Origin of the sequence: Eikenella sp. NML03-A-027 (assembly GCF_001648395.1) — a bacterium.
Taxonomy (GTDB): Bacteria; Pseudomonadota; Gammaproteobacteria; order Burkholderiales; family Neisseriaceae; genus Eikenella; species Eikenella exigua.
Map to the genome: position 1 here is coordinate 1 of NZ_LXSM01000014.1, position 22342 is coordinate 22342.

Sequence of the window (22342 nt, forward strand, 5' to 3'; positions counted from 1 at the left end):
CGGTTTCTACCTCTACCACAAACTGCGCTACCNCACCCGGGNGATTCCGCTTGAGGAAGTGGATTTGGGCGACGAGGAAGAGGACGAAGACGAATAAGCCCCATCATATAAAAGGCTACCTGAAAACGTAAGCCACCATAAAACCAAACACCCAATAAAAAAGACTGCCCTCAGGCAGTCTTTTTTCATCCACTTATTCTTCGCTCATAAAGCCGCGCAGTTTTTGAATAGCTTTGGCTTCTATCTGACGGATGCGCTCGGCGGAAACGCCATATTCAGCGGCCAGCTCGTGCAGGGTAAGGCCGCCGCCGTCTTGTAACCAGCGGCTTTCCAAGATACAGCGGCTGCGTTCGTCTAGCTGGGCGAGCGCATTTTGCAGGCCTTCGGTCTGCATAGCGTAGCGGGCTTTTTGGGCGATTTGCTGAGTGGGCTCGTTGCGGGTATCGGCCAACCAGTCGATGGGAGCGTAGCTGTCTTCTTCTCTGTCACTGTTGTCGGGCAGAAGGGCAATGTCTTTGCCGGTCATGCGCTGTTCCATTTCCAGCACTTCGTCCATTTTCACGCCCAAGTCGTCGGCGATGGTTTGCGCTTCTTCGGGCGAGAGGGCGTTCATGCTTTTACGCATGCTGCGCAGGTTGAAGAAAAGTTTGCGCTGCGGCTTGGTGGTGGCCACGCGCACCATGCGCCAGTTGCGCAGGATGAATTCGTGGATTTCGGCCTTAATCCAATGTACGGCAAAGGAAAACAGGCGGGCACCGCGGTTGGGCTCGTAGCGTTTTACGGCTTTCATCAAGCCAATGTTGCCTTCTTGAATCAGGTCGGCTTGATTGAGGCCGTAGCCATCATAGCCACGCGCGATGGATACAACCACACGCAGATGCGACAAGATCAGTTTCTTGGCGGCTTCCAGGTCACCTTGCAGCTGGCGTACAGCCAGGCTGTGTTCTTCCTCTGCGGTGAGCAGCGGAATACTGTTTACAGTGTGAATATATTGCTCCAAGCTGCCGTGGCCGCTGGGGATAGGCAATGCAAATGCGTTATTCATTGTCTTTTGATTCCTTTTAGTATTTTCTGCCGCCTTCGGCGGTATTTATCTCTTCTGTCTCTTTAGTTACGGGGGTGATTAAACACCCATACTGTGTGATTTTGGTTTACGATAGGTTAAATTTTGTATTTTTTAAATTTTAATTTATTTTCTATATTACTGTAAACAACGGCAACTTCGGGCAAACGGTATCTATTTGCCCTCATATTGCGGCTCGGCACTTGGTTCGCTGCTGTTTTCAGGTAGCCTTTCCTCTGCGGCATCGGGAGCAGGTTTGCGCCGTGGCAGATAGCCGGCCAGCATCAGCAATACGGCCAAACACAACAAGCCACACACCAGGGGCAGCGAGCCGCCTATTTTCATATACGGGGTTTCGCCGCGATAACCTTCGATATTGCCTTCGAGCACGGTGCGTGTGTCGGGCGGGGCGAGTTTCACCACCTGGCCTTGCGGATTGATGATAGCGGTGGCACCGGTGTTGGTGGCACGTACCATGTAGCGGCCGAGCTCAAGGGTACGGGCTTGCGATATTTGCAAATGCTGGTGGATGGCGTTGGAGCGGACAAACCAGCCCAGATTGCTCACATTGGCCAGGAGGCTGGCTTGTTTGGCAGAGGCAATCAGTTCGTCGCCGAAGCCGTCTTCGTAGCACACGTTAAACGCCACGTGCTGGTTGGCTAAAAGCAACGGAGCTTGGGCGCTGCCGCCACGGTCGAACCCGGCCAAAGGCATGTTCATCATGCGGTACAGCGGCTCGGTGATAGCAGGCAGGGGTTTATATTCACCGAAGGGAACGAGGTGGCTTTTGGCGTAAAACGGGATGTCGTCAGGGCGGTCGGGGTGGTAATTGCTTAAGTTGATCACAGCGTTCAGGTAGCCTGTGCGCTGCTGATTGTATTGGGCAATACCCATGGCGAGCGCGCTGCCGTTGCGCTGGGCTTCGTAGGCAAATTGGTCAAGAACGCCGGGATTATATTCCTGCAAATCCTGCCGCATCACGGGAATGGAGGTTTCGGGCAAGATAGTGATGTCGGCATGGCTGTTGGCTACTTGATCATAGTAGCTTTGTATGGTTTCACTCAGATAGTCGGCATCCCATTTCAAGGTTTGCTCTATATTACCTTGCACCAACGCCACGGTGGCACTGCTGCCGTCGGGCTCAGTGAAACGCACTTGGCGCAACTGCCAGCCGCCGGCAATAACTCCAATCAGCAGCACAAGCGGTAATGCCCGCCGCTTCCAACCTTGGTTGTGCAGCACCAGCACCAACCATGCGCCGCAAAAGGCACACAGCAAAGTGAGCAAATGCACCCCGCCCACGGGGGCATAACCGGCCAGCGGGGAAAAGTCGGCCACTTGGCTGTAGCCCAGCGCCCCCCAACCAAAGCCGGTAATCGCCCGCTCGCGGGCAAATTCAGCCAATGCCCACAACACGGGCAGCAAAAGGCCAATACGCCAACCACGGGGTAGACGGGCTTTTTCCAGCAACCAGAAGCAAGCGGCAGGATAGAGCGCAAGGTAAGCTGGCAGCAGGATAGTGAGCGGCAGGGCATACAGATTGGGCAGGCCGGATATGTCGTGCAGCGCGGTGTGTATCCAATAGAACTGTGTGGCGTAGCCCACCAACCCGAAGCAATAGGCGCCAAACACGCTGTTTTGCGGCCGCAGCTCGGTGAGCCGAATCAGGGCACCGAACAGCAGCGGCATCAGCCAAAAATGGTAATACGGCGCAAACGCCAGCGGCGTAGCGGCGGCCAGTAGCATCACCAGCGGCCAGTACACATAGCGCCGACTACACCAATCCTCAAATTTCGCAACCCAATTCATGTTTTCAGGTAGCCTTGATAAAGAAGCGGCATTATATAACCAAATCATCGCTGCATGGTGTTTTCAGGTAGCCTTTTCTGGCTGGAGGCTACCTGAAAACGCAATGGCTGAAGATACTGAGTAACGACCTCAACCTGCACAACCTACCAAAATAAACTTGCACTGCCGCAGCAAGCGGGGTAGGCTTCGCCCGTTTTTAATTTGTTGCATGCAGAACCACTCATGAAACCACACCACCGCCGCGCCGTTTACGCCGGCAGTTTCGATCCACCTACCAATGGCCACCTATGGATGATCCGCCACGCACAGGCCATGTTTGACGAACTTATCGTGGCCATCGGCACCAATCCCGACAAGCAGGCCACCTACTCACTGGAAGAGCGCAAAGCCATGCTGGTGGACATCACCGCCGAATTCCCCAATGTGCGCGTTACCCAGTTCCACAACCGCTTTCTGGTTGATTTTGCCGATAGTATCCAAGCCGATTTCGTGGTGCGCGGCATCCGCAGCGGCTCAGACTATGAATACGAACGTGCCATGCGCTACATCAACGCCGACCTGCAACCAACCATCACCACCGTTATCCTGATGCCGCCGCGCGAATTTGCCGAAGTATCGTCCACCATGGTTAAAGGCATGGTCGGCCCGCAAAACTGGCAGAAAACCATCCGCCGCTACGTCCCCGATGCTGTGTACCGCAAAATACTGGCCGACCACGGCTGTTCGGCTGAGGATTGATTGTCCGCCATCCGCCTCTCAAGGTAGGCTACCTGAAAACGGTATTACCGGCAGAACAGTCATGCTCTCCTTGCCTCAGTCTTTTCAGGTAGCCTTAGCTGCCAAGAAAAATAAAGCACGATGTAATCGTGCTTTATTTTCGTCCGTCAAACCGGTTGGTTTAGCGCTTATTTTTAATACGCAGGTAATTGAGAGCTTTCAGTTCGGCCAGCGCAATTGCCAACGCTGCCTGAGCTTTAACCATTGACTCATCATCTTTGGCATGTTTCACGCCGGCTTCTGCAGCTTTTCGGGCCTCCTCTGCCCGCGCCTGATCCAGCTCGGCACTACGCACAGCCACGTCAGCCAAAATCATGATTTTGTGCGGCTGCACTTCCAGAATACCGCCGGAGATAGCCACCAAAACCTCTTCTTCCTGCTCCGGCACCTGCAAACGCAGCACACCGGGGCGCACCAAGCTCATAATCGGCTCGTGGCGCGGGTAAATACCGAGCTCGCCGTTTAGGGTCGGCACCACGGCAAAGCTGGCTTCACCGGAGTAGATGCTCTCCTCGTTGCTGACCACATCAACCTGCATGATATTCATGCTGCATTCCTCAGTTCAGGGTTTTGGCTTTTTCCACGGCCTCTTCGATGCCGCCCACCATATAGAAGGCCTGCTCCGGCAGATGGTCGTATTCGCCGCTCAGAATAGCTTTGAAGCCGGCCACGGTATCACGCAGCGAAACGTATTTGCCGGGTGAGCCGGTAAACACTTCTGCCACGTGGAAAGGCTGCGACAGGAAACGCTGGATCTTACGGGCACGCATCACAGTCATCTTATCCTCGTCAGATAACTCGTCCATACCCAAAATGGCGATGATGTCGCGCAACTCTTTATATTTCTGCAAGGTAGATTGCACGCCACGAGCCACATCATAATGTTCCTGGCCGAGCACCATTGGATCGAGCTGGCGAGAAGTGGAGTCCAGCGGGTCTACCGCAGGATAGATACCAAGGGAGGCAATATCGCGGCTCAATACTACAGTCGCATCCAAGTGAGCAAACGTAGTGGCAGGAGACGGGTCGGTCAAGTCGTCGGCCGGCACATATACGGCTTGGATAGAGGTAATGGAGCCAGTTTGGGTGGAAGTAATACGCTCCTGCAAACGACCCATTTCTTCAGCCAACGTCGGCTGATAACCCACGGCAGAAGGCATACGGCCAAGCAGGGCGGATACTTCTGTACCGGCCAGGGTATAGCGATAAATATTGTCCACAAAGAACAATACGTCACGACCTTTGCCGTTTTCGTCTTTTTCGTCACGGAAGTATTCAGCCATCGACAAACCGGTTAGAGCAACACGCAGGCGGTTACCAGGCGGCTCGTTCATCTGGCCGTACACCATGGCCACTTTATCCAACACGTTGGAGTCTTTCATTTCGTGGTAGAAGTCATTGCCTTCACGGGTACGCTCGCCCACGCCGGCGAATACGGAGAGACCACTGTGCGCTTTTGCAATGTTGTTAATCAGCTCCATCATATTCACGGTTTTGCCCACGCCAGCACCACCAAACAGACCCACTTTACCACCTTTGGCAAATGGGCAAAGCAAATCAATCACCTTAATGCCTGTTTCCAACAATTCGGTAGTACTAGAGAGTTCGTCGAACTTAGGTGCAAATTGATGAATAGCGCGGGTATGTTCAGAACCGATCGGACCTTGCTCGTCCACAGGGTTACCCAAAACATCCATGATGCGACCCAGGGTAGCTTTACCCACCGGCACAGTAATCGGTGCACCAGTATTTTGCACGGCCACGCCGCGCTTCAAACCGTCTGTACTACCCATCGCAATGGTGCGGACAACGCCGTCGCCAAGCTGCTGTTGCACTTCTAGCGTCAAATCGGTATCGACCAGTTTGAGTGCATCGTAAACACGTGGAATAGCGGTACGCGGAAACTCCACATCGACTACCGCACCAATAATTTGTACGATTTTGCCTTGGTTCATTTATCTATCCTAAATATTCAAATCTGCCTGCTCTGCCCACCTATACTGCAGCGGCACCGGCTACAATTTCCGACAATTCAGTGGTAATCGCTGCCTGACGGGATTTGTTGTAAATCAGGCGTAATTCCTTAATTGCATTACTTGCATTATCCGTAGCGGCCTTCATTGCCACCATGCGTGCAGACTGCTCGGAAGCCATGTTCTCACACAAAGCCTGATACACTACCGATTCTAAATAGCGGCGCACCAAATATTCCAGCACCAAAATTGGCGATGGCTCATAGATATATTCTCGGCCATATTCTTCTGCTTCCGATATTTCGTTCAGCACATTGTGACCGATAGGTAGCAAGGTCTCTAAGTTCGGCTCTTGGCACATAGTATTGATAAATCTAGAATACACCAAGTGCACAATATCCAAGCCACCATCAGCATAACGCTGAAACGCTTCAGTCAGCGAGCCAAGCAACACTTCCATCTTCGGGGTGTCGCCCAAACTTACCGCACTGGCCACTACATTGAGGCCAGCACGATTACAGGCAGCCAACCCTTTGCTACCGAAGCAGATAACTTCCACTTCCACACCCTGCTGCTGGTATTCTTGCACTTGTCCGAAAAACTTCTTTAGCAAGTTGGCATTCAACCCGCCACACAAGCCTTTGTCGGCAGTAATTAAGATGAAGCCGGCACGCCGAATGTTTTCCCGACTTTCCAAGATTGGCAACTGCTTATGCTCGGTTTCTACCTGTGCCAAGTGACTCATCACCACGCGCACTTTCTCGGCATAAGGCCGTGCCAAATGCATTCTGTCCTGCGTTTTCCGCATTTTGGAAGTCGACACCATCTGCATGGCTTTGGTAATCTTCTGTGTATTCTGTACACTGCGGATTTTCGTGAGGATTTCCTTCCCTACTGCCATTTCAGACTTTTCCTTTTCTGCGGTTTAGGCCGAGTAATTGCGAGAGGCTTTAAATGTATTGATGGCTTCAGTCAAAACTTGCTCGTTCTCATCACTCATTACGCCTTGCTGATTTATTTGATCCAACACATCGGTGTGCTGTGTGCGCACATAGCCTAAGAAATCAGCCTCAAATGCCAATGCTTTGGATACTGGCACATCCTCGTAAAAGCCTTTGTTAATTGCCCACAAGGTCAAAGCCATCTCAGCAATACTCATTGTGCTGAATTGTTTTTGCTTCATCAATTCAGTAACCACTTCACCGTGTTGCAGCTGTTTGCGGGTAGCTTCATCCAAATCAGAAGCAAATTGAGAGAATGCAGCCAATTCGCGATATTGAGCCAAAGCCAAACGGATACCTCCACCCAATTTCTTGATAACCTTAGTTTGAGCGGAGCCACCTACACGCGATACAGAAATACCTGCGTTAATGGCCGGACGAATACCTGAGTTGAACAAATCAGTTTCCAAGAAAATCTGGCCATCAGTAATAGAAATTACGTTAGTTGGCACAAAAGCAGATACGTCACCCGCTTGGGTCTCGATAATTGGCAATGCAGTCAACGACCCGGTTTTGCCTTTTACTTCGCCATTTGTGCGCTTTTCCACCTCATCGGCATTGATACGTGCAGCACGCTCCAACAGGCGGCTATGTAGATAGAATACGTCACCCGGATAAGCTTCGCGACCAGGCGGACGACGCAACAGCAAAGAAATTTGACGATAGGCAACAGCTTGTTTAGACAAATCATCATATACAATCAATGCATCTTCGCCACGATCGCGGAAATATTCGCCCATTGTGCAGCCGGAATATGGGGCAATGAATTGCAGGGCAGCTGCTTCGGAAGCAGTTGCTGCCACCACGATGGTATGCTCCATCGCGCCATGCTCCTCCAGTTTGCGTACCACATTGGCAATAGAAGAGGCTTTTTGGCCAATTGCCACATAAATACAGATAACACCAGTACCCTTTTGATTAACAATCGCATCCAACGCAACAGCTGTCTTACCGGTTTGGCGGTCACCGATAATCAATTCGCGCTGACCACGACCAATCGGCACCATGGAATCCACCGATTTCAAACCAGTTTGCATCGGCTGATCCACGGATTGACGCGCAATTACACCCGGAGCGATTTTCTCAATCGGCGCAGTTTCTTTAGTGTTAATTGGGCCTTTGCCGTCAATCGGTTGCCCCAACGCATTCACTACGCGGCCAACTAGCTCACGACCAACCGGTACTTCCAAAATACGGCCGGTACATTTGACTTGATCGCCTTCTTTAATGTGCTCGTACTCGCCCAATACAATCGCACCAACCGAGTCACGCTCCAAGTTCATGGCCAAACCGAAAGTATTGCCGGGGAACTCTAACATCTCACCCTGCATTACATCCGATAATCCGTGCACGCGCACGATACCATCGGTCACAGAAATCACACCCCCATAGGTGTTAGCTTCTTGCTTTACATTCAGGTTCTCAATTTTGGATTTTAATAATTCACTGATTTCAGCAGGATTAAGCTGCATGAAACTCTCCTAATTTATCATGGCCGTATACAGGTTTTTTAACTTCCCTTGCACGGACAAGTCTAAAACTTTATCTCCAACTTCAATTTTGATACCACCAATCAGCTCGGGCACCACTTTTAAGGTAGCCTCCAGCTTGTGGCCAAATTTCTGCTGGCAATCACTCACCACCTTGGCAAACTGTCCTTCACTCATCGGGAAAGCACTGTAAATTATAGCCTTCTGTATATGGTCTTTTGCCAATACCAGCACTTGGTATTGGTTATAAACTTCCGGCAAAACGAACAACCTACCTCCTTCAGCCAGCACATACAGGAAGTTTTTGAAATCTACATGTTGTGGCGTATGGATACCGTCAAGCAATCCAATCAAAGTATCTGCCTTCTGGTGGGGCGCAATGCCGGCATCGTCCAGCAATGTGGCAAGCTTAGGTTGGCCGACAGCCCACGCCAACTCTTTTAGCTTCTCCAGCCAAAGTTTGACTTGACTTTTTTCAGACGCCAATTCAAATAAGGCTTTAGCATACGGCCTGGCAATAGTGGCAAGTTCAGCCATAGTTTTACAGCTCCTGCTTCAACATACCCAGCAACTGGGCATGTTTATCGGCATTAATCTCGCTGCACAGAATCTGCTCAGCACCTTTAACTGCCAGTGCCGCCACCTGCTCACGCAGAGCCTCACGTGCCCGATTAACTTCCTGCTCCACATCAGTCTTAGCCTGCGCAGCAACACGAGCAGCCTCATCAGAAGCCTGTTTTTTAGCATCCTCAACAATTTGAGAAGCCCGCCTCTCTGCGTTAGTGATGATTTCAGCAACTTGATTGCGGCCTTCAGCCATGAGTTCGGCCACACGCTTTTCAGCCTGTTCAAAATCACTTTTCCCGCGCTCGGCAGCTGCCAAGCCCTCGGCAATTTTGCTGGCTCGCTCATCCAAAGCCTTAGCGATGGGTGGCCACACGAACTTCACGGTAAACCACACCAACAAGCAGAAGACAATTATCTGTATGATTAAAGCTGAATTAATATTCACTTTACTCGACCTTCACAGTTAGGGTTAAAACAAACGTCAGAAGTTTGTGTAATCTTAACCTGCAACTGCCGGAGCAAACGGATTCACGAAGGCGAACAGCAAAGCAACGGCTACGCCGATCAGGAATGCTGCGTCAATCAAACCGGCAATCAGGAACAATTTGGTTTGCAGCGGTTCAATCAGTTCAGGCTGGCGGGCAGAAGCCTCCAGATATTTTGAACCCACGAATGCGATACTGGCCGCAGCAGCCACAGCACCGAACGCAACAATCAAGCCGCAAGTGATGGCCAATACACTATTCAAATCCATTTGAAACTCCTTATCTAAAAGTGAAGTTAAACTACTACAAAAAACAACAAACTACTAATGGGAACTATGTGCCTGGCCGATATACACAAAAGCCAAAGCAACGAAAATAAATGCTTGTAACACAATAACCAAAATATGGAACACCGCCCAAACAAATCCAGCCAAAACATGGAAGAATGCCAAAACGGGATCCACCCAAGTCACTGCTTCACCCGGCATTGCCCAAGCACCGCCTAGCATAGCAATCAGCAAAAACACCAATTCACCAGCATACATATTACCGAACAGACGCATACCGTGAGAAATAGTTTTGGACGAAAACTCCACCAGATTCAAAACAAAATTGAACGGAGCCAGCCAAATACCGAACGGCGCAGCGAACAGTTCATGAATCCAGCCACCCAAGCCTTTAAGCTTGATATTAAACATAAAGCAGGTAAGCAGCACACCAATCGATATACCCAGAGTAATATTCAAATCCGCAGTCGGCACTACGCGCAGCAAGGCGTGGTGATTACCGGTTACACGCTGCCAAATCCACGGCAACAAATCCACCGGCAAAAAGTCCATGCTATTCATCAACACAATCCAAACAAACAGCGCCAAACCCAGCGGCGCCACTGTTTTACGCGATTGCTCGTTGTGAATCATGCCCTTGCACAAATTATCGATAAACTCGAACAAGATTTCTACGGCAGCCTGAAAACGCCCCGGCACCCCTGGCGTAGCCTTGCGAGCAGCATACCACATCACCAGCGAACCGAGAATCGCCAAAAAGGCCGCAATAAAAAGGGAATCCAAGTTTATAAATGAGAAGTCGGCAATATTTTGCAGACCCTGTCCTTTGCCCACATCCGACAGACTGGTCAAGCTTTGCAAATGGTGCTTGATGTAGTCGGCTGCACTCATGCTCTCACTAGCCATACTTCTTAGCTTTCCAAAATATCAACAACACCGCATGACTCACCGCACTCAACCCGACAATAAACGGAACGAACACGATGTGTTGGCGATAAAAAACGAACACCAGCGTCATCAACACGAGCGCCAGTACTATTTTTAAACTTTCTCCCAGCCAAAATGCGCTGCTGCGCCATTTCGGAAACTTCAGGAAAAACCTTAAAACCAGTACTGCCAAGATGGTGGGCAAGGCGTAACACAAACAACCCAGCGCCGCTGACTTTGCTGCAACGACACCGGAAGACACCCAAAAAACAGCAACAAGTATCGCCGTGATTGCTAATTGGAGATAAATTGTTGCCGCCATACATCCATCTTCACACACACTAAATGTTAGCTTTTTGAATATAAGCAAAACCGCCAACAAAGTCAAGAAAAGTGTTAATTCTTGTCAAACAATATCAATGCTCATAGCATTAAAGGCTACCTGAAAATCGAGCACGCATAATTTCCGAGCGCCCGAAACCACAGACAAGCCTTTGCTCAACCAGGCAACTTCACATCCAGCTGCTGCATCAACCGTGCAAAGGTTTCCGGGCTGTCGAAATGCAACACCACCTTACCGCGTTTGTAGTTGGCAGTTTGCACTTCCGCGCGCACACCCAATTTTTCCGTAAGCGCCTCGTTCAGGTAGCGTATATCCGGGTTGACGGTTTTCGATTTTTTCTCCTGTGGCGCCTGTTGTGCCAGCTGGCTGCGCCGCTCCACCTCACGCACCGACCAACCATTTTTCACCGCCTTCTGTGCCAAGGAAAGCTGCTCCATCACCGGCAGCGACAACAAGGCCCGCGCGTGCCCCATTTCCAGCTGGCGTAAAAACAGCATTTCCTGCACCGGCTCGGGCAAAGCCAACAGGCGCAGGCTGTTCGACACTGCACTGCGGCTGCGCCCTACTGCCTTGGCCACGGTCTCGTGCGTGAGACCGAATTCGTCCACCAAACGCTTCAAACCCTGCGCTTCTTCAATCGGATTAAGATTTTCACGCTGGATGTTTTCAATCAAGCCCATCGCCAGCGCCGCTTCGTCGCCGATGCTCTTAATCACCACCGGAATTTCGGTCAAACCCGCCAGCTGGCTGGCGCGCCAGCGACGCTCGCCGGCAATCAGTTCGTATTGCGACAGGCCGTGCTCACGCACGATAACCGGCTGGATAACGCCCTGCGCCTTAATCGAATCGGCCAGCTCCTGCAAGCCCTCATCATCCATTTGCGAACGTGGCTGATAGCGCCCCGGCTTGATGTCGCGCACCGGCACGCTGGTTAGCCTGTCACCGCTGCTGTCGCCCACCGCGCCGGCCAACAAAGAATCCAAACCCCGGCCGCCGAGGCCGCTTTTCGGTTTTGCCATTTATCTGCTTCCTAATCCATTTATTTTTTCAGGTAGCCTCTAAGGTAAGGAAGAAGGCTACCTGAAAACTGTCAATTTGCGCATTTTAGCACAGCGCTCATACCGCTAAAAATCGCCCCACAAGGCCTGCATCGCCGCCAGCGCCGCCAGCGCCGCCGTTTCCGTGCGCAATACCCGTGCACCGAGTTGCACCGCCTGAAACCCTTGCGAGCGTGCCAAATCCTCTTCTTCCGCCGTCAGCCCGCCTTCCGGCCCAATCAGCAAAACCGCGCTTTGCGCCGGAGGCAGACTGCGCAGTGACACACCATCGTGCGGGCTCAGTAGCAGCCGCACCCCCGAATCGGCCGGCAGTGCAGCCAGCACCTGCGGCAAATCGGCAATCGGCACCACAGGAGGCACCTCATTGCGCCCGCATTGCTCACAGGCCGAGATAGCGATTTCCTGCCAGTGCCGCACCTTTTTCTCCGACCGCTCGCCCGAAAGCCGCACATTCGAGCGCGTGGAAACCGCCGGCACGATGCGTTTCACCCCCAATTCCGTGCCCTTCTGTACCGCAAAATCCATCTTTTCCGAAGCCGATACCGCCTGAATCAACGTAACCGCCAGCGGCGATTCACGCGATTCCAAGAGCAACTTATCCACCCGCACCAGCGCCTGTTTGCGCCCAATTTCCAGCAATTCTGCCGCCGCCGCCTGCCCCTGCCCGTCAAACAACACCAGCGGTGCACCCGCCTGCAAGCGCAGCACTTGGATATGCCGGCACACATTTTCAGGTAGCCTCAGCACCTCGCCGGCAACAAAAGTTTGCGGAACATAAAAACGCGGCATCTATTGTTTACCCCGAAAAATGGTTAATATTCCGTTTCTATCAGAAAAGCATCGGGAAGGAAAGATTTTGCTCAACCGTTTAGCAGAACTGGTTCGCGAAGTGGCACAAACCGCCGTGATGCCGCGTTTTCTCAACGCCGCCGTCAGCACCAAAAGCGACGGTACCCGCCTCACCGAAGCCGACCTGCACGCCCAAGCCCTATTTGCTCAAAAGCTGCCGCAAATCATCGACTGCCCGATGCTGGGCGAAGAAATGAGCGCCGACGAACAACACGCCATGTGGCAGCACGCCGCAACTGGGCTGTGGGTGGTCGACCCTATCGACGGCACCAACAACTTCATCAACGGCCTGCCGCACTTCGCCCTCTCCGTGGCCTACATCCGCCACGGCCGCGCCCAACTGGGCGCTATTTTCCACCCCATGATGCAGGAAATGTTCACTGCCGAACGCGGTCACGGCGCACACCTCAACGGCCGTCCCCTGCCCCTGCGCCTCACGCCGAAAAAACTCAACGAATCCATTGCCGGTGTGGAAGTGAAATACCTGCGCTCCGGCAAGCTCGCCAGCCGCATGCAAACCCTCCACCCCTTCGGCTCACAGCGCAGCATGGGCGCCAGCACGCTCGACTGGTGCTACCTCGCCGCCGGCCGCTACGACCTCTACCTACATGGCGGTCAAAAACTGTGGGACTATGCCGCCGGCACCCTGATTTACGAAGAAGCCGGCGGCCGCCTGGCTACGCTGGAAGGCGACGACTTTTGGAGTGGCGAACACGTTTTCAAACGCTCCGTTATCGCCGGCCTGCAACCCGACCTGTTCGACCGCTGGCTGGCTTGGATCCGGGCGAATCAGTAGGCAGAAAGGCTGCCTGGAAACGAACTCAGTAAGTTTCTGCGAAGCTAAAGTTTTAGAGAGCCTCTGATAAGCGCAAGACTGCCTGAACAATATTCGCCACAAAAAAAAGCTATCTGAAACCGCCCACACACTTTCAGGTAGCCTTCCCCCCCACAAAAAAGCTGCCCGCCAAGGCAGCTTTTTCCATTCTCATTACACCAGCTTAGCGGCGGCGTTGCGGGCGGTTACCGCGAACCGGAGCGGCTTGGCGGGTTACCCTGCAGTTTTCCAGCACGGCCACGGGATTTACCGGATTACCGGCGTCATCCACGCTCTGCGCCTGCAGCAAGGCGATGGCATTGGTGCGGGTCACGTTGGTGGGGGTGGCTTTGCCGGTTACCCAAATCACGCCGTTGCTGTAGTAGCTGTTTTGCTGTTGTCCATTGCTGTCGTTGAGCACGCGCCACAGGCCGGGGGAAACTTTATCGTTGATTTTCAGTTGAGTTACCACCAAGGTATCGCTCTTGATGCCATACATGGCGCTCACTTTTTGCTGCTGGCCGTTACCGGCTTGGCAGGTGTAGTGCACTTCTACGGTTTTATCGATGCTGTCCACCTGAGCCACTTGGATTTTGCCGATAGCGGCGGTGGTTTCATCACCCTGCTGTGCCTGTTGCTGGGTTTGCGTCTGCACCGGTTTTTCCGGCGATTTGCTACTGGAGCAGGCGCTCAGTGCCAATACGGCGATGGCGGCGGGGATGACTAATTTGCTGTTCATGGGTAACTCCTTAATCGGTTGAAAAACATGCCACGGCAAGGGCTCGGGCAGGCACAAACAAGCGACATTGTAACAAAAGCCCGCCCTGCCCGCCTGCCTGTTCGTGTTAACAAACATTAAATCATGTAGAGACAATAGCTTAACCAAACTTCTTGGGCTGTTTGGAGGCTACCTGAAAAATCTGCTGCGTATCTAAATCCAGCGCAGTGAGCTGGCCGCCCCACAGCGCGCCGGTATCGATGCCGCACACCTGCTCGCCGCGATACAGGCCGAGTGCCGACCAATGGCCAAATACGGTTTGATAGCCAAGGGTTTGCCGGTTGGGCGCGCGGAACCAGGGCATGAAGTCAGATGGCATTTCGGGCAGGGTGGCTTTGTAGTCGAAATCCATGCGGCCGTCGCGGTGCAGGGCGCGCATGCGGGTGAACACATTGGTGGCAAAGCGCAGGCGTTCGGTTTCGTTATCGGCGCAGTCGCTATCGGGCTTGTTGCCATACATGTGGGCAAAAAACCAATCGGGGCGGCTTTGCAGGGCGGTAGCCACTTCGGCGGCACGCTGCTGTGCAGTTTCGGCCGTCCATTGCGGCCAAATGCCGGCGTGCACGATCAGGTTATTGCCGTGTTGCAGCATCAGGGGCTGGTGCAGCAGCCAATCGAGCAGCGATTGGCGATCGGGGGCGGCGAGAATGTCGCCCACAGTGTCGCTACGCTTGAGTTTGCCGTGACCGTGAGCGATGGCCAAGAGATGGAGGTCGTGATTGCCGAGCACGGTTCGGATGCTGCTTTCGTGCTGTTTGATGTAGCACAGGCAGTCGAGGGATTGGGGGCCGCGGTTGACGATATCGCCCACCAGCCAAAGGGTGTCGCGGCCGTGGTTGAAGCCGATGTGTGCCAGCAGGGTTTGAAATTCGGCGAAACAGCCTTGCAGGTCGCCGATTGCGTAGTGTGCCATAGTGATGATTGGATTCAGAAGTTAGTAGTTCAGCCAAATTGTGGCTACCTGAAAAATTTGTCTCAATCGACTGTCGAGTTGAGGATACTTACCAAATTTCAGGTAGCCTCCTCATCCCCGCCCTGTTCGCCTTTGCGCCTTATGCCGGCGCTGGGCACTTCCTTGTCTTTGCTTCGCCAAAGAAAGGAAGCAAAGAAAGGCGACTGCGGGCACAGGTTTGGCTTCGCCAAACTTCCCTCACTCCACGTGGTTTTTCGGGCGGGCTCGCAACTTGCGGCTGCGCCGCTTCAGGCATGCAAGCCCTTATTCCCCGAAAAACCGCGCTCCGTTCGGCTGCACCAGCAGGCGAGTGGCCAGCCCAATGATTTGGTGGTTAAATATCCCTTTTCTGGGCTTTTGGATGTACAAATTAAAGGCTACATGAAAACGCAAGCTGCAACAGTTTTCAGGTAGCCTCTATATGCTTAGGCGTTCAGTACCACCACACCTTCCACTTCCACCAGCACACCTTTTGGCAGGGCGGACACCTGCACGGCAGCGCGAGCGGGGAAGGGTTCGCGGCAGTATTCTCCCATGATTTGGTTGAAGATAGCAAAGTTGGAGAGGTCGGTGAGGTAGGCGTTGAGTTTCACCACATCGTCGAAACTGCCGCCGGCAGCTTCAATCACGGCTTTGAGGTTTTCAAACACTTGGCGGGTTTGCTCAGCAAAGCCGCCTTCCACCACCTGCATGGTGGCAGGCACCAGCGGAATCTGGCCGCTTAAATAGATAGTATTGCCGGCACGCACGGCTTGGGAATAAGCACCGATGGCGGCAGGGGCATTGTTGGTATGAATGATGGTTTTGGCCATAATGGAACTCCTTATATGTTGATTGCTGAAAAGAGTCTTAATTATATCGCCAACGGCAGGGGCAAACCAAACAGTCGGCAACGACGCATACAAAGTAAGTCTACCTGAAACCGATTATTTCCGCCGCAACAACACTCCGCTCTCAATATGCGGCGTAAACGGGAATTGGTCGAACAGCGCGGCGCGTTCGATGCAGTGGGTTTGCGTGAGCGTGGCAAGGTTGGCGTGCAGGGTTTCCGGGTTGCAGGAAACATAGATGATGTTGTCGAAATTCTGCAGCAGGCGCAGGGTGGCATCGTCTATGCCGGCGCGCGGCGGATCAACAAACACGGTAGAGAAGGCATAGTCCGCCAGCTCGATGCCCTGCTCCTGCAAGCGGCGGAAACGGCGCACGCCCTGGTAGGCCTGGGTAAACTCTTCGGCGGAGAGCCGCACCAGGCGGATGTTGGCTGCGCCGTTGGCTTCTATATTCCACTGCGCCGCCTGCACCGAAGTTTTAGACAATTCCGTGGCCAGCACGCGGCGGAAATAACGCGCCAGCGGCAGGGTGAAATTACCGTTGCCGCAATAAAGCTCCAGCAAATCGCCGCCCAACCCCGCCGCCGCGCTGCAGGCCCAATCCAGCATTTTTTGGCATACCGCCGCATTCGGCTGGCTGAAGCCGCCTTCGTATTGGCGGTAGAGCCAATCGCGCTCGTCGGCATGCAGGCGTTCGGTAACGAAATCCTGCGCCAACACCAGCTTCTGCCCCCGGCTGCGGCCGATAATCATGATGCCCAAGTCGCGCTGCAAACGCGCCGCAGCCGCCTGCCATTGCCCGCACAGCCGCTTGTGGTAAATCATGCCCACCAGCATATCGCCGCTCAGGGTAGACAAAAATTCGCACTGATACCACCGCTCCCGCAACAGCGGATCGGCCTGCACGGCGGCCAGCAGCCGGGGCATCAAGGCATTGATCGCAGCAGACGCGGCAGGCAGGGAATCGATCCGGCGCAACGAGGCCGAACCGGCCTTCTGCCCGGGCTCGAACATGGCATAGCTGATATGATTGCCATCGTGCCAAACCCGAAATTCGGCACGCATCCGATAATGTTTTTCAGGCGAAGCAACCACCTGCCATTCGGGTGGGGAAAATTCGGCAAAACGCTGTTTCAGGTAGCCTACTTTTTGTTGCAGCTGGGCGGTGTATTCAGGGCTGGGCTGGGTCATGGGGAGCGTGGGGATTGGAGCAAAAAATAAGGATTATAGCGGGAAAGAAGAAGCTACCTGAAAGCGAAGCGGGGGCTGTACAAAACCCAGATTCCAGATTATCGCAAGCGGGTAACAAATATTCTTCCTACCTTGCTAAAGAGGCTACCTGAAACTTTCAGGTAGCCTTTTGCACTCTCGTGCCATCAACGCCGATATTCGTTCAACAGCGTTTCCTGCATATCCAGTCCTTCTTCCCCTTCCTGCGCAACGGCACGAACATAGCTGCCGTCGGGCTGCATCAGCCAGGCTTTGCGGTTGTCGGCCAGGGCGAGGGTGAGGGCTTCGCGCATGATGCGCTGTTTGATGTCCGGGCTTTCCACGGGAGTGCAGATTTCAATGCGGCGGAAGAAGTTGCGGCTCATCCAGTCGGCGCTGGCGATGAAGAGCTCTTCGCGCCCGCCGCTGCGGAAGTAGAACACGCGGGAGTGTTCGAGCAGGCGGCCGATGATGGAACGCACACGGATGTTTTCGGACAGGCCGGGCACGCCGGGGCGCAGGGTGCACATACCGCGCACGATTAAATCTATCTGCACGCCGGCCCGGCTGGCTTCATACAGGGCGCGGATGATGCCGGGCTCGATCAGCGAATTCATTTTGGCAATGATGCGGGCGGGGCGGCCGGCGCGGGCTTCGGCAGTTTCAGCATCAATGCGCTCCAACAGCATGGGACTGAGGGTGAAAGGGCTCTGATAAAGCTTATTGAGCCGCGTGGGCTGGCCCAGGCCGGTGATTTCCATAAAGATGGCGTTCACGTCGGCGGTGATGGCTTCATCGGCGGTGAGTAGGCCGAAGTCGGTGTAGATGCGGGAGGTGCCTTGGTGGTAGTTGCCGGTGCCGAGGTGGGCGTAGCGTTTCAGGTAGCCTCCTTCGCGGCGGATAACCAGCGCCATTTTGGCGTGCACTTTGTAGCCGAACACGCCGTATACCACATGTGCGCCGGCGCTTTCGAGGCGGCGCGCCCAGTTGACGTTGTTTTCTTCGTCAAACCGCGCCATCAGCTCCACCACCACGGTTACCTGTTTGCCCGCGTTGGCGGCGGCAATCAGGGCGCGGGCGAGGTCGGAATGGGTGCCGGTGCGGTAGATCGTCATCTTGATGGCCACCACATCCGGATCGGCGGCAGCTTCTTGGATGAAGCGCACGGTAGGGGCGATGGATTGGTAGGGGTGGTGTAGCAGCACATCATGCTGTTTGAGCACTTCAGGCATGGGCTGGTCTTTGCGCACATCTTTGGGCAGGCCGGGCGAGAATGGTGGGAATTTCAAATCGGCACGATCCACCATATCGGGCACAGCCATCAGCCGCACCAGGTTCACGGGGCCAACCACTTGGTAGAGCTCGTTCGGGCTCAAATTGCATTGCGTGAGCAGGAATCCAGCCACATGCGGCGGACAGTTGTCGGCCACTTCCAGCCGCACTTCGTCGCCATACTGCCGCCCGCGCAGCTCGGTTTGCACGGCGGCGCGCAGGTTGGTGAGGTCTTCTTCATCCACCGTGAGTTCGCTATTGCGCGTGAGGCGGAATTGGTAGCAGCCTTCCACATCCATGCCAGGGAAGAGCTTGTGCACATAGGCATGCAAAATGGAAGAAAGCAACACGAAACCGTGCCCTTCGCTAAGCTCTTCAGGCAGTTTCACCACGCGCGGCAGAATGCGCGGCGCCTGCACCACAGCCATACCGGAAGCGCGGCCGAAAGCGTCTTTGCCAGAAAGCGCTACCGCGAAGTTGAGCGATTTGTTGAGCAAGCGCGGGAAAGGGTGTGCCGGGTCGAGCCCCAGCGGGGTGAGGATGGGCAGCAGCTCGCGGTCGAAATAGCTTTCAACCCAGGCGCACTGTTTGTCTGTCCACTGGTGGCGCGGGTAAAAGAAAATGCCCTCTTTGCGCAGCGCGGGAATCAGCTCTTTGTTAAACAGCTCATATTGCTCCTGAATTAATTTTTTGGCCTCGGCAGCAGCGGCAGCCATGGTTTCGGTGGGCGTGGTGCCGTTATCCAAAAGCGCGTGCGGGTTGAGCTGGCTTTCCTTCTTCAGCCAAGCCATGCGCACTTCGAAAAATTCGTCTAAATTGGAAGAAACGATACACAAAAAGCGCAACCGCTCCAAAAGCGGCACGCCCTCGTCCCGTGCCTGCGCCAGCACGCGGCGGTTGAACGCCAGCAGGCTCAGTTCGCGGCAAAGGATGGTAGGCTGGTTCGGCATAAGGCTACCTGAAAAAGAAAAATGAATGAAAACGCTGTGTAAACAAACAGCTGTTTGGAGGGAATTAGCGCTATAATGATTATACCGCCATCAGCAAAGTGCCGTGCGCGGCAGCTATAGTTTATAGCAATTATCGTTCCAACCTGCGCCCGAAGACAAGATATGGGCACGAAGCAGGCCGAACATTTCCACCCGCCACCTTTCGGGAGACCCATCATGCGAACCCTGCTCCTCATCTGCACTATCCTCTTCAGTGCCGCTGCAGTAGCCGAAACCAGCGCCCAAATCAACCTGCAAATCAACCCCCATGCCGACTACTACTACAGTGGCCCGGACGGCTACCCCGGCTACTACCCCAGCCGCAGCTACTATTTCTACAACGGCTCCAACCAATACGGCGGCGGCCAAATCCAAACCACCGAGCAATACAGCCGGGGCGGCATCGGTTACACCGAACACCGCAACTGCCACACCAGTGCCGGCTCCACCATCTGCACCGGCAACTGGCGGCCGGTCGTGCCAATTCGCGGCAATATCTCAATTGAACACCGACGCTGATTAGAGCTCAAGCCACAGTCTTTACAGGTATCACTTTCCGATATAAACAACGATATGTTGAATAGTAAGATTATTGGTGCTGCAGGTTTGGCAATGTGTCTGTTGCACATTGCCAGCTTTCTCTATTTTCTACTCTTCTCCCAATTGTTTAGCACCAATCTGCTTCTCATCGAACTGCACTCCTTGTTTGTGCTTGATGTGTTCATTATTTTTAGCTTGATCAAGATCATCTTTGGTAGAAGCAAGGATAGCCTGAGCAATTTTTCCGTCAGATCCAGATTGTTGTTTTCCTTGTTAATACTCTCAACAGCAATTTATGCTGCATACACTTTTTTCCAGCAAACCGAAAGCATCATGCCCATCCGTTTCAGCACGGATAAGGTACAAACCCTATCCGGCAAACCAGTTTGGCCAGATAACGTTGCATTTTCCTATAACGAACAAGGGATAGCCTCACCTGAACCTCGTAGGAGGAGAACTCCCGGCCCAGCCAAAACAGCAGCACCTGGTGCCTCGCCTAGAAGCGATTTCGACATTATTCAAGACAACGGCTTTCGCATCACCATGAGTTGTGGCGGCATTTTTGGTGCAAGGCATTGCACACAAAATTTAAACAACGCCCTCAGTGGAAATTGGAGCGATTTTTACCACCAACCTTTCCGATTGAAATTCCAACCCGTTTTTTACTATGGGAAATTTGTTAATCTCGTTGCCGAAATTCAATCGTCGGAAGGGAGAACCATCAACAGCAACTATTTTCAGCGCCTCTACGAGCAAGCCATCCGACGCACTCGCTATGACTATCTATTCCTTTGTACTCTTTTCTTCACTACTTGCCTGATGAGTGCTTGCAGCAAAAATTTGTGGAATACATTGGGCAGGTCAAAGTAAATCAGTCAATAATCTCCCACCATAAAAAGGCTACCTGAAAACCATCCGATAGGTTTTCAGGTAGCCTTTTCCATTCCCACGCAACCCGCAGCCAAACTATCGGTAAAACCGCTGCCCCATCCCATTATCGCAATATTGCAGGCTCACTGTGCCGCCGCTGCCGTCTAGGCACAGGCCGTTGGCGGCGCTGCGGATGTGGCTGCCCTCGGCAATCCAATGCTGGCTGCGGCTGTTTTGGCAGGCGGTGGCGATTACGGGGCTGCCGGCGCCACCGGTGGCTTCGGCGCACAAGCCGTTGATGTTGAGGCGCGGGCCGTCGAACATGAATTGCTGGTTATTGCGCCCGTGGCAGGGCTGGCTGACCAGGTAGGCGGGCATGCCGCTGCGCTCGAGGCTGAGGCAGGAATTGTCGGCGGCCTGGCGCAGCAGGGTGCGGCGGCTGTTGTTGAGCACGGGGCGGTAGTAGCCGTCGAGCGGGGAACTTTCGCTCATGATGACGGTGGTGCCCGGGGCGGCATCCACGCGCACGGTTTTGTGCACGGTGTGCGTGGTTTCCACGGGTAAATCGAGCGAGAAGAACCGCCCGTCTGGGCCATCGAGATAAGTGCAGGCGGGGAGGGCGAGCAGGGCAATCAGGAATAGCGGGATTTTCATAGCGGCTCTTTCGGTATGGCGGAGGAGTGGGCTACCTGAAAGCCGGCATCAACGGTCGGTGAGCAGTTTGCGCATCAGCCGGCATTCGATGCCGATTTCCTGGTTGAGCGGCAGCATGGCTTCGCCTAGCGGGCGGTAGCCGTTGAGCAGGTAAAACTGTTCGGAATTGAGCGAGGCGTAGAGCTTGAGCATGCCCAGCCCGTGTTGGTAGGCCAGCTCTTCGGCGCGGCCGAGCAGGGCGGTGCCGAGGCCTTGGCGCTGCACGAAGGGGTGCACATACAGGGCATCGAGCTGGGATTCTTGCAGATTAAGCTGGAAAAAGCCTTGGATATGGTGCTTAAATTCGATCACCCACAAGAGCTTGCGTTCGTCTTCGAGGGTGTCGAGGTAGCTGTCGGGGCTGAGCAGGGCAAGCCAGGCTTGCAGCACGGCTTCGCTGTAGTTGCGGGCGCAGGTGTAGCGCACGGCGTATTGGTGGGCGTTGTAGATGTGTTCGCAATCTTGGATGCGTGCCGGACGCAGGTGGGTAATCAGGCTCATAACGGGCGGGTAGGTGCGGTGAAACTGGCGGAATTATATAGCTTGTCCAATAGAATAACCAATTGGCTCGGGCAATCTGGATATAATTGGGGCTACCTGAAAGTAGGGCTGCAACGCAGTTAAAACGGGCGTTGGCTGTTTTCAGGTAGCCTTCAAGCAGCGGGATAGATGTTTACAATATCTTGTTTTTTGTTACAATCAGATCATCGGCAATACCCTTATTCCCCTTTCCAAACAGGAGCGGCAAGATGAAGCAAACCATGAT

Annotated in this window: 24 protein-coding genes; 4 read left to right on the plus strand and 20 right to left on the minus strand. The window is 53.7% G+C overall.

The annotated features are described in order from the left end of the window. Positions 1-193: 193 nt before the first annotated feature. A complete protein-coding gene (rpoH, locus tag A7P96_RS05315; RefSeq protein ID WP_067525352.1) occupies positions 194-1045 on the minus strand; it encodes an RNA polymerase sigma factor RpoH in 852 nt (283 codons plus the stop codon). Between the two features lie 192 nt (positions 1046-1237). After that, complete coding sequence (gene lnt, locus A7P96_RS05320) at positions 1238-2872, minus strand: apolipoprotein N-acyltransferase (protein ID WP_067525354.1); 1635 nt, start codon at positions 2870-2872, stop codon at positions 1238-1240. Positions 2873-3094: 222 nt separating this feature from the next. On the opposite strand from lnt, the gene coaD reads away from it, so the two are divergent. Beyond that, positions 3095-3610, plus strand: coding sequence for a pantetheine-phosphate adenylyltransferase (gene coaD, locus A7P96_RS05325; RefSeq protein ID WP_067525356.1), 516 nt, complete (start codon positions 3095-3097; stop codon positions 3608-3610). 160 nt (positions 3611-3770) lie between these two features. Here coaD and A7P96_RS05330 read toward each other — a convergent pair whose 3' ends face one another. From A7P96_RS05330 to A7P96_RS05380, 11 genes are all read right to left on the minus strand, one after another. After that, positions 3771-4196 carry a F0F1 ATP synthase subunit epsilon gene (locus tag A7P96_RS05330; protein ID WP_067525359.1) on the minus strand — a complete coding sequence of 142 codons (426 nt, stop codon included), beginning with the start codon at positions 4194-4196 and terminating at the stop codon, positions 3771-3773. Between the two features lie 10 nt (positions 4197-4206). Further along, entirely contained in the window at positions 4207-5604 is a 1398-nt protein-coding gene (atpD, locus tag A7P96_RS05335; protein ID WP_067441805.1) for a F0F1 ATP synthase subunit beta, read from the minus strand. Positions 5605-5644: 40 nt separating this feature from the next. Continuing rightward, positions 5645-6523 (minus strand): F0F1 ATP synthase subunit gamma, encoded by an 879-nt coding sequence (atpG, locus tag A7P96_RS05340; protein ID WP_067525361.1) that lies wholly within the window; start codon positions 6521-6523, stop codon positions 5645-5647. Between the two features lie 24 nt (positions 6524-6547). Continuing rightward, the gene (gene atpA, locus A7P96_RS05345) at positions 6548-8095 is read right to left on the minus strand and encodes a F0F1 ATP synthase subunit alpha (protein ID WP_067448988.1); all 1548 of its coding nucleotides are present in this window, start codon (positions 8093-8095) and stop codon (positions 6548-6550) included. Positions 8096-8104: 9 nt separating this feature from the next. Continuing rightward, a complete protein-coding gene (locus A7P96_RS05350) occupies positions 8105-8650 on the minus strand; it encodes a F0F1 ATP synthase subunit delta (RefSeq protein WP_067525363.1) in 546 nt (181 codons plus the stop codon). Between the two features lie 4 nt (positions 8651-8654). Beyond that, positions 8655-9125: a F0F1 ATP synthase subunit B gene (locus A7P96_RS05355; RefSeq protein WP_067441792.1), complete on the minus strand. Its 471-nt coding sequence runs from the start codon at positions 9123-9125 to the stop codon at positions 8655-8657. A gap of 54 nt (positions 9126-9179) precedes the next feature. Further along, positions 9180-9434, minus strand: coding sequence for a F0F1 ATP synthase subunit C (atpE, locus tag A7P96_RS05360; protein WP_067441789.1), 255 nt, complete (start codon positions 9432-9434; stop codon positions 9180-9182). A gap of 54 nt (positions 9435-9488) precedes the next feature. Further along, complete coding sequence (gene atpB / locus A7P96_RS05365; protein WP_067525365.1) at positions 9489-10358, minus strand: F0F1 ATP synthase subunit A; 870 nt, start codon at positions 10356-10358, stop codon at positions 9489-9491. After that, positions 10351-10701: an ATP synthase subunit I gene (locus tag A7P96_RS05370; protein ID WP_067525367.1), complete on the minus strand. Its 351-nt coding sequence runs from the start codon at positions 10699-10701 to the stop codon at positions 10351-10353. Before A7P96_RS05370 ends, atpB begins: the two co-directional genes overlap by 8 nt. 176 nt (positions 10702-10877) lie before the next feature. Next, positions 10878-11741 carry a ParB/RepB/Spo0J family partition protein gene (locus tag A7P96_RS05375; protein WP_067525369.1) on the minus strand — a complete coding sequence of 288 codons (864 nt, stop codon included), beginning with the start codon at positions 11739-11741 and terminating at the stop codon, positions 10878-10880. A gap of 105 nt (positions 11742-11846) precedes the next feature. Then, positions 11847-12569 (minus strand): 16S rRNA (uracil(1498)-N(3))-methyltransferase, encoded by a 723-nt coding sequence (locus tag A7P96_RS05380; protein ID WP_067525371.1) that lies wholly within the window; start codon positions 12567-12569, stop codon positions 11847-11849. A 67-nt stretch (positions 12570-12636) separates the two neighbouring features. Between A7P96_RS05380 and A7P96_RS05385 the strand changes: the two genes are divergently transcribed. Further along, a complete protein-coding gene (locus A7P96_RS05385) occupies positions 12637-13425 on the plus strand; it encodes an inositol monophosphatase family protein (protein ID WP_067449001.1) in 789 nt (262 codons plus the stop codon). A 202-nt stretch (positions 13426-13627) separates the two neighbouring features. On the opposite strand, the gene A7P96_RS05390 is transcribed toward A7P96_RS05385, so the two are convergent. The 5 genes from A7P96_RS05390 to ppk1 all read right to left on the minus strand — a co-directional run bounded on the left by A7P96_RS05390 (position 13628) and on the right by ppk1 (position 19434). Continuing rightward, positions 13628-14182 carry a hypothetical protein gene (locus A7P96_RS05390; protein WP_067525373.1) on the minus strand — a complete coding sequence of 185 codons (555 nt, stop codon included), beginning with the start codon at positions 14180-14182 and terminating at the stop codon, positions 13628-13630. A 139-nt stretch (positions 14183-14321) separates the two neighbouring features. Beyond that, on the minus strand, positions 14322-15134 hold the full coding sequence (locus A7P96_RS05395; protein WP_067525375.1) for a symmetrical bis(5'-nucleosyl)-tetraphosphatase: 813 nt from the start codon (positions 15132-15134) through the stop codon (positions 14322-14324). A 464-nt stretch (positions 15135-15598) separates the two neighbouring features. Further along, positions 15599-15985 (minus strand): RidA family protein, encoded by a 387-nt coding sequence (locus A7P96_RS05405; protein ID WP_067441764.1) that lies wholly within the window; start codon positions 15983-15985, stop codon positions 15599-15601. Between the two features lie 114 nt (positions 15986-16099). After that, positions 16100-17194 carry a tRNA (uridine(54)-C5)-methyltransferase TrmA gene (trmA, locus tag A7P96_RS05410; RefSeq protein WP_067525379.1) on the minus strand — a complete coding sequence of 365 codons (1095 nt, stop codon included), beginning with the start codon at positions 17192-17194 and terminating at the stop codon, positions 16100-16102. 185 nt (positions 17195-17379) lie between these two features. Beyond that, the gene (gene ppk1, locus A7P96_RS05415) at positions 17380-19434 is read right to left on the minus strand and encodes a polyphosphate kinase 1 (protein ID WP_067525381.1); all 2055 of its coding nucleotides are present in this window, start codon (positions 19432-19434) and stop codon (positions 17380-17382) included. A gap of 216 nt (positions 19435-19650) precedes the next feature. Here ppk1 and A7P96_RS05420 point away from each other — a divergent pair, with 216 nt between their 5' ends. Together A7P96_RS05420 and A7P96_RS05425 are read left to right on the plus strand one after the other, a co-directional pair. Then, positions 19651-19992, plus strand: a complete 342-nt coding sequence (locus A7P96_RS05420; RefSeq protein ID WP_156496281.1) for a hypothetical protein — start codon at positions 19651-19653, stop codon at positions 19990-19992. 54 nt (positions 19993-20046) lie between these two features. Further along, positions 20047-20883, plus strand: a complete 837-nt coding sequence (locus A7P96_RS05425; RefSeq protein WP_067525385.1) for a hypothetical protein — start codon at positions 20047-20049, stop codon at positions 20881-20883. Positions 20884-20979: 96 nt separating this feature from the next. Here the strand turns inward: A7P96_RS05425 and A7P96_RS05430 are convergent, their stop codons facing one another. Both A7P96_RS05430 and A7P96_RS05435 read right to left on the minus strand, forming a co-directional pair. Beyond that, entirely contained in the window at positions 20980-21537 is a 558-nt protein-coding gene (locus A7P96_RS05430; protein ID WP_067525387.1) for an RICIN domain-containing protein, read from the minus strand. Positions 21538-21585: 48 nt separating this feature from the next. Next, positions 21586-22077, minus strand: coding sequence for a GNAT family N-acetyltransferase (locus tag A7P96_RS05435; RefSeq protein WP_067449017.1), 492 nt, complete (start codon positions 22075-22077; stop codon positions 21586-21588). Positions 22078-22342 lie beyond the last annotated feature (265 nt).